The following is an 11,805-nucleotide window of genomic DNA, read 5'->3' as shown; positions in this document are numbered from 1 at the left end:
ACTATCGCGCAACTGTGCGCTGTGCGCGCTGCGTTTTCTTCAGGAGCCCCATCGATGAGCAACATGAACCACGAACGTGTCCTCAGTGTGCATCACTGGAACGACACTCTGTTCAGCTTCAAGTGCACCCGCGACCCGGGCCTGCGCTTCGAGAACGGTCAGTTCGTGATGATCGGCCTGCAGCAGGACAGCGGCCGTCCGCTCATGCGCGCCTACTCCATCGCTTCGCCCAACTGGGAAGAGCATCTGGAATTCTTCAGTATCAAGGTGCCGGACGGCCCGCTGACCTCCCAGCTGCAGCACCTGAAGGAAGGCGACGAGATCATTATCAGCAAGAAGCCTACCGGTACGCTGGTCCTCGACGACCTGAACCCGGGTAAGCACCTGTACCTGCTGAGCACCGGCACTGGCCTGGCGCCGTTCATGAGCGTCATTCAGGACCCGGAAACCTACGAGCGCTTCGAGAAAGTGATCCTGGTGCACGGTGTGCGCTACGTGAACGAAGTGGCGTATCGCGAGTTCATCACCGAACACCTGCCACAGAACGAGTTCTTCGGTGAGGCGGTGCGTGACAAGCTGATCTACTACCCGACCGTTACTCGCGAGCCGTTTGAGAACCAGGGCCGTCTGACCGACCTGATGCGCAGCGGCAAGCTGTTCAGCGACATCGGCCTGCCACCGATCAACCCGCAGGACGACCGCGCCATGATCTGTGGTAGCCCGAGCATGCTCGACGAGACCAGCGAAGTCCTCGACAGCTTCGGCCTGAAGATCTCCCCGCGCATGCGTGAGCCGGGTGACTACCTGATCGAGCGTGCCTTCGTCGAGAAGTAATCGACCGGGCAATGAAAGCGCAGGCTTGGCCTGATGCCAGTCAGTTAAGCATTTTGGGGCCGCTTTGCGGCCCATCGCCGGCAAGCCAGCTCCTACCGGGACCGCGCGGTTCTTGATGCCTTTGCTGTACCTGTGGGAGCCGGCTTGCCGGCGATGGGCTGCGTAGCAGCCCTGATAACGCTAACTGACTGGCATTAAGGTAAGGCCTGCGTTTTTCATGCCTGTGCGACTGAGGTTGCCAGTGCTTTCAGGTTTCCGGCACGACCTCGAGCACCCGAATTACATCCGGCTGTGGGTAGTGCCATCTGACCTGCACATCCCAGAACTTCACCCCATACACCCGTTCCGGCGGCGGCACCTGGTAGGCCGGTCGCGGGTCCTGTGCCAGGCACTGCTCAATAAGCTCCACCAGTGGTTCGCCCAGGCGCAGGGCATGTTCGCGGGCCTGGGGCAGGGCGCTATCGCCCCAGTGCACGGCAATCGCGGCAGGCGCATCGCTGGCCATCAGGTTGCTCGCCCTGGCGATGCTGTCGGCATAGGGAACATACGGCTTGATATCCAGCACCGGCGTGCCATCGAGCAGATCGATGCCGGACAGCAGTAGCCGCCCCGGCTCCACACCCTCCAGGCGTACTACTGACTGGCCGATGCCATTGGGCCGATGGGTTGCTCGCGTGGCGAATACGCCCATGCTTTTGTTGCCGCCCAAGCGTGGTGGGCGCACTTTAAGGCGTGGCTTGTCTTCCAGGGCCTGATGGAACAGGAACAAAAGCCATACATGGCTGACCTGCTCCAGGCCCGCCACGGCCTCGCCCTGGTCGAACGGCGGCAGCAACTCCAGTACCCCGCGTGCAGCTGGCGCCAGCTGTGGCTGCCGCGGTATGGCGAACTTCTCCTTGAAGCAGGAGCGTACGATGCCGACAGGCGAAACCGTATGTTGCATCGCGAGTCAGCCGCGCTCGCGCAGGGCCAGGCCCTTGAGGAAGTTGCGCAGCAACTGGTCGCCGCAAGGGCGATAGTTGTCATGGCCCACTTTGCGGAACAACGCGCTGAGTTCGGGCTTGGAAACCGGGAAATCGACCGACTTGAGGATCACATGCAGGTCGTCTTCCTTGAGCTCAAAGGCTACGCGCAGCTTCTTGAGGATGGTGTTGTTGGTCACCGGCAGTTCTACAGGCTGTGGCGGACGGCTATCGTCCTTGCCGCGGCGATGGAAGACCAGGCCGTCGAGAAAGTGCGCCATGACCCGTTCGGGGCAGCGCACAAAACCGGGCTCGTCCTCTTTCTTCAGGTAGGTGGCGAGCACCACCGGATTAACCTCCAGGCCCGAGAGCGCGATGATCTCGGCCATCTTGGCGTCGTTCACCTTGAGCATGTAGCGCAGGCTGCGCAGTACATCGTTGTGGTTCATTGCTGCAAAATCCTGTTCAGATGCCACGCCTGGGCGTGGCGCATCGCTTAGAAACGTTCAGTGCCGGCCAGGTAACGCCAGTTGCCCACAGGCAGCTTGCCCATGGATACACCGCCCAGGCGAATACGGCGCATGCTGAGTATTTCCAGGCGCAGGTAGGCGCAGATCTCGGAGATCTGACCGGGTTGTGGGTTCTTCAGGGCCAGGCGCAGATGGGTCTCGTTCTGCCAGCTGGCCTTGGCCTTGGGTAGTTCCCGATCATTGCGCGTCGCACCGCGCGCCAGGCGCTCCAGCGCCTGTGGCGTGGTCTCGCCGCGCACTTCAATGATGTATTCTTGTTCCAGGCGACGCAGGTCGGCCTCGATCTTGCGGGTAACACGCCAATCCTGAGTGAACACCTGCAGGCCACTGGCACCGCGCTCCAAGGGCGCCGAGCAGGTCAGCCGGGTGAAGTGCCCGTGCAAAGCCCGCACGCCTTCGCGATGTGCTTCGCTGAGGCTGGCCATGTTCATGCTGGCTCGGGCCGTATCGATATCGACACCCGCAGGCTGGTTGAGCAGCAGGGTAACCGGGTCAAGCGCCTCGGCATTGGCGCCCGGCAACAGCTCGACAGCCTGGTGCTCGACCTTGAACTGAGGCTGCTCGACTACAACGCCATCGACCGTGACCCAGCCTCCTTCGATATACAGCTCTGCCTCTCGGCGTGAGCAGCCGAGCTGCTCGATTAGGCGTTTGGACAGGCGGACGGGTTCGGACATGGCGGGCAATTCGCAAGGCAGGGAAAGTCTTACATTGTACCTGCCCATTCGCTGTTGATGACGGGAATCTGTGCCAAACCCGCCATTTCGGAAGTATTGCACGGCATCCTGCGACAAAGTCCTAGGACGCTGTACGAATCAGCTTCATATGAAGCAATGGATAGGGCTGTCCCAAGCCGTCTGTTTCCGAGCGACCGGTCACTTCGAAGCCCTCGTGCAGGTAGAAGCCCAATGCTTGGGGGTTCTGTTCGTTGACGTCCAGGCATTGGGCGTTCAGTTCGCTGATGGCATAGCGTAGCAGGCGCTTGCCCACGCCTCGGCCACGGTATTGGGGTGCTACGAACAGCATGTCCATACGCCCATTGGCGACACCGGCAAAGCCGCAGATGCGCTGGCGGTCCTTGCAGCAGACCAGCATGACGGCGTCCAGGTACTTGCGTAGCACATGATCGCGCAGCAGCAGGATATAAGCGTCTGGCAGAAAGTCGTGGGTCGCGCGCACCGAGTCTTCCCAGACCTGAACCAGTTCCGGGTAATCACAAAGGTGGGGTGTTTGCAGCGTCAATGCCGAATGCATGCCGGTGTTCCTCGGTGGTCATTGAGGAAACCATAGATGCAAAAAGCCCCGCCAGTGGGGCGGGGCTCCTTCTAAGTGCGCAGCCTCAAACAGGCTCGGCCCACATGTCATACTCGTCGGCATCGACCACCCGGCAACGGACCTTGTCGCCCGGCTTGAAGCCATGGTCGCCATCGATGAACACGCTGCCATCGATCTCAGGTGCATCGAAGAAGCTGCGGCCAACCGAGCCTTGCTCTTCGACTTCGTCGATCAGCACTTCGATTTCCTTGCCAATACGCAATTGCAGGCGTGCGCTGCTGATGGCCTGCTGGTGGGCCATGAAGCGGTCCCAGCGCTCCTGCTTGACGTCATCAGGCACTTCTTCCAGGCCCAGGTCGTTGGCAGGCGCGCCTTCGACTGGCGAGTACTGGAAGCAGCCGACGCGGTCGAGCTGGGCTTCGGTCAGCCAATCCAGCAGGTACTGGAAGTCTTCTTCGGTCTCGCCAGGGAAGCCGACGATGAAGGTCGAGCGGATCACCAGTTCCGGGCACTGCTCGCGCCAGTTCTTGATGCGCGCCAGGGTGCGGTCTTCGAAGGCAGGGCGCTTCATCGACTTTAGCACTTTCGGGCTGGCGTGCTGGAATGGAATATCCAGGTACGGCAGGATCTTGCCGGCGGCCATCAGCGGGATCACGTCGTCCACGTTCGGGTACGGATAGACGTAGTGCAGCCGCACCCAGGCGCCCAGGCTACTCAGCGCTTCGCACAGCTCGAGCATGCGGGTCTTGACCGGGCGGCCGTTCCAGAAATCGGTCTTGTACTTGACGTCGACGCCGTAGGCGCTGGTGTCCTGGGAGATCACCAGGATTTCCTTGACGCCGGCCTTGACCAGGCGTTCGGCTTCGCTCAGCACTTCGCCGACCGGGCGGCTGACCAGCTTGCCGCGCATCGACGGGATGATGCAGAAGCTGCAGCTATGGTTGCAGCCTTCGGAGATCTTCAGGTAGGCGTAGTGGCGCGGGGTCAGTTTGATGCCCTGCGGTGGCACCAGGTCGATCAGCGGGTTGTGGTCCTGGCGTGGCGGTACCACTTCGTGCACGGCGTTGACTACCTGCTCGTACTGCTGCGGGCCAGTGACCGACAGCACGCTCGGGTGCACGTCACGGATGCTGCCTTCCTCGACACCCATGCAGCCGGTGACGATGACCTTGCCATTTTCCTTGATCGCTTCGCCGATCACTTCAAGCGACTCGGCCTTGGCACTGTCGATGAAGCCGCAGGTGTTGACCACCACCACGTCGGCATCCTCGTAGGTGGGCACGACTTCATAACCTTCCATACGCAACTGGGTCAGAATGCGCTCGGAATCTACCAGGGCTTTTGGGCAACCCAGGCTGACGAACCCTACCTTGGGGGTGGCGGGAGTGGTGGACATGACTAACCTCGGTATTGAATACAGGTCGCCCGGCCGGAAACGGCGGCGATCCTGACGGACGCTTCTGGGCGCCTCTGATCAAAAAGTGCGCAATTCTAGCGAGCGCAAGGTCGCTTGACCAGCACAAATGCGACGAACGCTGCGCTATGCTTCGCGCCGTTGCGTCGGGGCATGTGCGATCCCCTGGCGCGGGGCAGAATTCTACCGGTCTAGATGGCCGTTTGCGGGAGTGGTCGATGGTTCAGGCAAGCAGTCACGCCGAGGGTGGTCAGGGGGCGACGCGGTCGCTGAGCTTGTTGGTGGCAGCTGTTGGGGTTGTCTACGGCGATATCGGTACCAGCCCGTTGTATACCCTCAAGGAAGTCTTCACCGGCGGTTATGGGGTGCCGGTCAATCATGATGGTGTGCTGGGGATCCTGTCGCTGATCCTCTGGTCGCTGCTGTGGGTGGTGTCGTTCAAGTACGTGATGTTCATCCTGCGCGCCGACAACCAGGGTGAGGGCGGTACCATGGCCCTGACCGCGCTGGCGCGGCGGGCCACGGCGGCCTACCCGCGCCTGCGCACGCTGATGGTCATCTGTGGCCTGATCGGCGCCTCGCTGTTCTACGGCGACAGCATGATCACCCCGGCGGTGTCGGTGCTGTCGGCAGTAGAGGGCATGGGCCTGGCATTCGACGGTATTGACCATTGGGTGGTGCCGATTTCGCTGGTGGTGCTGGTGGCGCTGTTCCTGGTGCAGAAACATGGCACCGAGAAAATCGGCAAGCTGTTCGGCCCGATCATGGTCACCTGGTTCGTGGTGCTGGCGGCGCTTGGGGTGCATGGTATCTCGCAGAGCCCAGAGGTGCTCAAGGCGTTCAACCCGGGCTGGGCGGTGAACTTCTTCATCGTGCACCCGGGTATGGGCGTGGCCATTCTTGGTGCTGTGGTGCTGGCCCTGACCGGTGCCGAGGCGCTGTACGCCGACATGGGCCATTTCGGTCGCAAGCCGATTGCCCGTGCCTGGTTCGCCCTGGTGCTGCCGGCATTGGTGCTCAACTATTTCGGCCAGGGCGCGATACTGCTGCAAAACCCTGACGCTGCGCGCAACCCGTTCTACCTGCTGGCGCCAGGCTGGGCGTTGCTGCCGCTGGTGGGGCTGGCGACCATGGCTACGGTAATTGCTTCGCAGGCGGTGATCTCGGGTGCTTTCTCCCTGACCCGCCAGGCTATCCAGCTGGGTTATATCCCGCGTATGCATATCCAGCACACCTCCAGCGACGAGCAGGGGCAGATCTACATCGCAGCGGTGAACTGGACGCTGATGGTGGGCGTGGTGCTGCTGGTGATCGGTTTCGAATCATCCGGTGCGCTGGCGGCCGCTTACGGCGTGGCGGTGACCGGCACGATGCTGATGACCACCATCCTGGTGTCAGCGGTGATGCTGTTGTTGTGGAAGTGGCCGCCGGTGCTGGCGGTACCGATTCTGATTGGTTTCCTGCTGGTCGACGGTCTGTTCTTCGCCGCCAACGTGCCGAAGATTGTCCAGGGCGGCGCCTTTCCGGTACTGGCCGGGGGTGTGCTGTTCCTGCTGATGAGCACCTGGAAGCGCGGCAAGCAGATTCTGGTCGAGCGAATTGATGAGGGCGGGCTGCCGCTGCCGGTTTTCATCAGCAGCATTCGCATACAGCCACCGCACCGCGTCGAAGGGACCGCCGTGTTCCTCACTGCACGGCCGGATGCGGTGCCGCATGCGCTGTTGCACAACATGTTGCATAACCAGGTGCTGCACAGCCAGGTGGTGCTGCTGACGGTTGTGAGTGAAGACCGGCCACGGGTGCCCGAGCAGGAGCGCTTTGAGGTGGAGGCCTATGGTGATGGCTTCTTCCGGGTGCTGTTGCACTTCGGTTTCATGGATGAGCCGGATGTGCCGGCGGCACTGAAGCTATGCCATCTGGACGGCCTGGACTTCAGCCCGATGCGTACGACTTATTTCCTAAGCCGCGAAACGGTGATCGCGTCGCGTCTTGAGGGGATGTCGCGCTGGCGGGGCAACCTGTTTGCGTTTCTGCTCAAGAATGCCAACGGTAACCTGCGTTTCTTCAACCTGCCGCTCAACCGGGTGATCGAGCTGGGTACACAGGTCGAGATCTGATTGAGGCGAGGGGCCGCAATGCGGCCCCTCGCTACGCCTCAGTTCTCTTCTGCCACGCTGGACTTGCCCTGGCGTATTTCAATTTCATCGATCAAGCGCTTGGCCAGCGCCGGATAGTTCTCGTCGAAGTGATGCCCGCCGGGCAGCTTAATGCGCTCGCCCACTGCAGTCTTGTCGGTGCAACCGCTTTCGTCGGCCTCTTCCACACCATATATGCATACCACTTTGGGCGCCGGCAGTTTGGCCATCTCCGGCCCGGTAGGCGCCTCCTGACCTTCCTTGCCCAACCAGCCCTCGACCTCGATCTCAAAGCTGCCACTGCGGGCGAAGGCCAGCAGCATCACCGCATCGATACGTTGCTGGTCCTCGGCAGGCAGGCGGTTGTAGATCGCTGGCAGCACGTCGGCGCCGAACGAATAGCCGGTCAGCACAAAGCGCTTGGTACCCCATTTCTGATGATAGTGCTGCATCAGTTCCGACAGGTCGGTAGCGCTTTGCTCGGGTGTCTTGTGCTGCCAGTAGTAACGCAGGGTGTCTATGCCGACCACCGGGTAACCAAGCTTGGCCATTTCACTGGCCACATCGCGGTCCAGGTCGCGCCAGCCACCATCGCCTGAGAGGAACAGGGTAACGGTGTCGGTGGTTTGCCCGGCAGGCACTTCCACTACCGGGATTGCCAGCGCGTTGCCATCGCGGCCCACCAGGGCCTGGGTCAGCTGCGCCTTGAGTACTTGTGGCAGGTGGATGTCGTAGTCGCTGATGCTGGTGTCGGCATTGCGCTGGTCGCGCACGAAAGCGGCGCTGGCGTCATCCGGGTTGTCGTTCCAGGCGACGCTCCAGTGACCATGAGGGGCGGACTTGGGCAAGGCTGCAGCGCAGCCGGGCTGCTCCATGTTGAAATCGACGGAGATGGCGCGGGCGTTGTCGTCATTCTGTGTGGCCAGCCAACGCCAGGCCTGGGTTGCACCAGGGCCGATACCGGCCACCAGGGTCGGTTTTTCGGCCAGCAGGGTCATGGCCTTATCCATCGATTGCTGGTGGTTACTGCAGTCCCCCGGCGGCAGGATGACTTGCACCAGCTGGGCCTCACCGGCCTGGCTCAAGTCAAGCAACTGTTTGTCGGTCAGCGCCTGGTTCTGGGGCACGCCGATGGCCACCCAGGCTTTGGCATGAACGCCCGGGATGACGCGGGTGATGCGGGTGTCATTGACGGTCAGTTGCTCAAGACGCGCCTCTGGGGCCGGTCGGGTCCACCACCAGAAGGCAGTGGCCCCAGCCAATGCGGCCAGGAGCAGGGGTATCAGTAGGGACAGCCAGTAGCGTCGGATCATCAACGTTTCACCAATCCAGTCAGGCCGCCCGCAATCAGGGCGGCAGTGTCGGCCAGTGCCACCAGCGGGTCGAGCCCGGCCGGCACAGCCATGTAGCGGGGTTCCCAGTCCGGTTGGAACTTGTCCTTGAAGCGGCGTAGCCCTTGGAAGTTGTAAAGCTGTTCACCGCGACGGAACACCATCGAGCCCAGGCGCTGGGCCAAGGGGGCGCCGCGCCGTGGCTGCAAGCCGGAAAGCGGTACCATGCCCAGGCTGAAACGGCCGTACCCATGGCTTTTGTAGTGCAGGATCAGGCCGATCATCATGAATTCCATGGTCAGCTTCGGCGCCTGGGGGTGGGCACGCATCAGATCGAGGCTGGCCAGTTCGTTGCTGTGAGTTTCAAGCAGGTTGGCAAACGCCACCGGCCGGCCCTGGTAGCGAACCAGGGCGATGCGAAAATGCTGCAGGTACTCAGGGCTGAAGCGCCCCAGCGAGAAGCCTTTTTCGCGCACGTTCTTGCCGCCGAGCCAGGCATCCGAGATTTCCTTGAGCTCAACCATGGGGGCCTGGCCGGGTTCATGTATCTCCAGGCTCAGGCCATCGCGGCCGCCGCGGTTCCAGGTGTAGCGCAGGTCTTTCATTTCCTTGCCTTTGGCTTCGATGTCGAAGCGGCGCAAGTCGACTCGGGCTTCTTCGCCGAGCTTGAGTGCGGTCAGGCCGATGTCCATGTAGAACGGCAGATTCTCCGCACGCACCTGGTAGAACACCGGGCGGGCGTGGTGCAGGTCGCACAGATCGCGGAATTGCCAGATCATCTCGGCACGTTCCTGGGCCGGGCCGATCGGGTCGTACAGGGCCACCAGGCTGCGGCCCCGGCGCGCGTACATCAAAAAGGCGTTGCCATTGGGGTGAAACAGCAGGGCCTTGTCACCGGTCAGCGCCAGGCCGCCGTCAGGTTGGTCGCCAGCCTGCAGGATGCGGTTGGCGCGCTGTATCTCCTCGTCGTCTGGCAGGTGGATGACTGGCCGGGCAGTGCGCAGCAGCCAGGTCAGGGCCACGACCAGCAACAGTACCGCGCTGCCCATGGCGGCGCGCAGGCCGCGTGGGGCATCGGCGTCAAGCGTGAACTGCCACCACAGCTGATGGCTGTAGGGCACATCCTGGTAGGCAAACAGCAGTAGCCACACCGAAGCACCGACCACGCAAGCACTCGCTGCCAGGTACACCGGGGAAAACGGCAGTTCCAGCAGCCTGCTTGGGCGGTAGAACGAACGGCGGAACAACGCGAGCAGGGCAGCGGTGAAGGTCAGCAGGCTGGCCTCTTCCCAGTCGAAGCCCTTGAGCAGCGACAGCAGTGCGCCAACCAGGAGCAGTACGGTAGTCAGTAGCCAGGCGGCAGACAGGCGTCGGCGCAAGCCCTGGGCCAGCAAAAGGCACAGCACGCCAATCAGGCTGGCACCGAAGTGCGAGGCATCGATGAGGCGGTGCGGCACCAGAAAGCCCATGTGTTCCAGGCGGATGTCGATTTCCGGTGTGGCGCCGGAGAACAACAGCACCACACCGGAGAGAAACACGAGGATCGCCAGCACCGGTGCAGCCAGCCCGGAGGCGGCCTTGAGCGCCTGCTGCGCAAACAGCAGGCGCCTGGCTTCGTTGGCCAGCAGCAGCGCACAGGCCACCAGCAAAGGCAGTACTACATAGATCAAGCGGTACAGCAGCAGTGCGGCGGCCAGTGGCGCGGCGCCGAGCTGATTGGCGAAGGCTGCGAGCAGAATTGCCTCGAACACCCCGATGCCGCCAGGCACATGGCTAAGTACACCGCCAGCCAGGGCCAGCAGATAGACGAGGACGAACGCGCCGAACGGAGGGGCTTCTGGGAGCAGCAGGTAAAGGACGGTCGCGGCGGCGGCTACATCCAGCGCGGTGATTACCAGTTGCAGTGCTGCCAGGCGTGCGCCAGGCAGGCGCAGCGTCCGGCGCCCCAGTTGCACCAGCAGGCTGTCTGGTAGCGGCTGCTCTGCCAGGCGTCGGCGATACAGGCCAGTCACCAGGACGGCGGTCAGTGCAAGCACGCCCATAGCGACTGTGGCCAGTACAGGGGTGGGCAGGTGCAGGGCGGTAGCCGCAGCTGGCAAGTTGCTCAACGTGGCCAGTGCCGCCAGAGGGGGCAGGGCGCAGCCCAAAGAAAGGCTGGCGAACACTGTCATGCGCGCGACTTCGACAGCGCCCAGGCCTTCTCGAGCATACAGGCGATAGCGCACCGAACCGCCCGAGAGCATCGACAAGCCAATAGCGTTACCAATGGCAAATGCGCTGAAACCGCCTAACAGAAGCGTACGCCTAGGCAACTTCACGGCGGCATAACGGCAGGCAGACCATTCATATCCAAGCAGGATCACGAACCCGATAACCGCAGCGAGTAGCGCGCCGGCCAGCGAGTGGATGGGCACGCTTAGCATCGCATCGTGCAGAGCATGGATATCCAGTTCACTGAGCAAGTGGCGGCAGGCTATCAGTGCCATTGCGAACAGCGCCAAGGTAACTGCCAGGGTGATGGGCTGGCGACAGCGGCTCACCCGCTCCAGCCACGGCAAGCGCTGGGCAGCCGTGGGCAGGGTTGAGGCTATGGGTGCCTGGTGTACTGGGTTACGGTCGGTCATGAGTTACCCCGGGCAAGCAGCGCGAGGTAGGGGGAGGGTGCGGCCAAGTGAAAGTCCCTATGGAAACGTATCCAGATATTACTCCGGGCAACGTGACTTTCAGTCCTTTGGCAGGGTTAAAGATAGTTCATCCAGAATGCGGCCTCACAAGGCCGGGGCTTGGCTGAATGAATCCAGATTTTCAGGCGGGGAAAAACAACAAACCCCGCGCTGCTGTTACACAGGCGGGGTTTGTTCTGACGAATATGGTTGCGGGAGCCGGATTTGAACCGACGACCTTCGGGTTATGAGCCCGACGAGCTACCAGACTGCTCCATCCCGCGTCAGAGGTGCGCATTTTACAGCTTTGAAGAGGGTGGTCAAGCATTTCTTTGATTGACCAGTAATTAACGCGTTGCCTGCTTTTCGAGGGCAAAAGAAAAAGGCCACTGCGTTAACAGTGGCCTTTTCTCGAATCTGGTTGCGGGAGCCGGATTTGAACCGACGACCTTCGGGTTATGAGCCCGACGAGCTACCAGGCTGCTCCATCCCGCGCCTGTGGAAACGAATTCTACAGTGAAAGCGCGGAGTGTCAAGCGTTACTTATTGATTTTATTGAGTTTTAAATCGCTGATTATTTTTTAGGCAAAAGAAAAAGGCCACTGCGTTAACAGTGGCCTTTTCTCGAATCTGGTTGCGGGAGCCGGATTTGAACCGACGA

Annotated in this window: 9 protein-coding genes and 2 tRNA genes; 2 read left to right on the top strand and 9 right to left on the bottom strand. The window is 61.7% G+C overall.

All coding sequences use genetic code 11. The features are described from left to right. Positions 1–54 precede the first annotated feature (54 nt). On the top strand, positions 55–834 hold the full coding sequence (fpr, locus tag ACW4TB_RS14895) for a ferredoxin-NADP reductase (protein ID WP_012315841.1): 780 nt from the start codon (positions 55–57) through the stop codon (positions 832–834). A 247-nt stretch (positions 835–1,081) separates the two neighbouring features. Here the strand turns inward: fpr and tsaA are convergent, their stop codons facing one another. The 5 genes from tsaA to rimO form a co-directional block, all read right to left on the bottom strand. After that, positions 1,082–1,777: a tRNA (N6-threonylcarbamoyladenosine(37)-N6)-methyltransferase TrmO gene (tsaA, locus tag ACW4TB_RS14890; RefSeq protein ID WP_279930980.1), complete on the bottom strand. Its 696-nt coding sequence runs from the start codon at positions 1,775–1,777 to the stop codon at positions 1,082–1,084. A 6-nt stretch (positions 1,778–1,783) separates the two neighbouring features. After that, on the bottom strand, positions 1,784–2,245 hold the full coding sequence (locus tag ACW4TB_RS14885) for a YehS family protein (RefSeq protein ID WP_012315839.1): 462 nt from the start codon (positions 2,243–2,245) through the stop codon (positions 1,784–1,786). 47 nt (positions 2,246–2,292) lie between these two features. Continuing rightward, positions 2,293–3,003 (bottom strand): rRNA pseudouridine synthase, encoded by a 711-nt coding sequence (locus ACW4TB_RS14880; RefSeq protein WP_042111682.1) that lies wholly within the window; start codon positions 3,001–3,003, stop codon positions 2,293–2,295. 121 nt (positions 3,004–3,124) lie between these two features. After that, entirely contained in the window at positions 3,125–3,580 is a 456-nt protein-coding gene (locus ACW4TB_RS14875) for a GNAT family N-acetyltransferase (protein WP_012315837.1), read from the bottom strand. Positions 3,581–3,665: 85 nt separating this feature from the next. Further along, positions 3,666–4,997, bottom strand: coding sequence for a 30S ribosomal protein S12 methylthiotransferase RimO (gene rimO, locus ACW4TB_RS14870; RefSeq protein WP_279930975.1), 1,332 nt, complete (start codon positions 4,995–4,997; stop codon positions 3,666–3,668). A 236-nt stretch (positions 4,998–5,233) separates the two neighbouring features. Here rimO and ACW4TB_RS14865 point away from each other — a divergent pair, with 236 nt between their 5' ends. Next, positions 5,234–7,132 (top strand): potassium transporter Kup, encoded by a 1,899-nt coding sequence (locus tag ACW4TB_RS14865; RefSeq protein ID WP_279930973.1) that lies wholly within the window; start codon positions 5,234–5,236, stop codon positions 7,130–7,132. Positions 7,133–7,170: 38 nt separating this feature from the next. Here the strand turns inward: ACW4TB_RS14865 and ACW4TB_RS14860 are convergent, their stop codons facing one another. The 4 genes from ACW4TB_RS14860 to ACW4TB_RS14845 all read right to left on the bottom strand — a co-directional run bounded on the left by ACW4TB_RS14860 (position 7,171) and on the right by ACW4TB_RS14845 (position 11,639). Then, positions 7,171–8,463 (bottom strand): virulence factor family protein, encoded by a 1,293-nt coding sequence (locus ACW4TB_RS14860; RefSeq protein WP_279930971.1) that lies wholly within the window; start codon positions 8,461–8,463, stop codon positions 7,171–7,173. Next, positions 8,463–11,105, bottom strand: coding sequence for a bifunctional lysylphosphatidylglycerol flippase/synthetase MprF (mprF, locus tag ACW4TB_RS14855; protein WP_279930969.1), 2,643 nt, complete (start codon positions 11,103–11,105; stop codon positions 8,463–8,465). The genes ACW4TB_RS14860 and mprF overlap by 1 nt, the downstream gene beginning before the upstream one ends. A 246-nt stretch (positions 11,106–11,351) precedes the next feature. Further along, positions 11,352–11,428, bottom strand: a tRNA-Met gene (locus ACW4TB_RS14850). A gap of 134 nt (positions 11,429–11,562) precedes the next feature. Continuing rightward, positions 11,563–11,639: transfer RNA gene (locus ACW4TB_RS14845), tRNA-Met, on the bottom strand. Between the last annotated feature and the right edge of the window lie 166 nt (positions 11,640–11,805).

The sequence above is a fragment of the Lelliottia jeotgali genome (assembly GCF_977070485.1).
The sequence above is the reverse complement of the archived record's forward strand: the minus strand, read 5'-3'. Positions and strand labels throughout refer to the sequence as shown.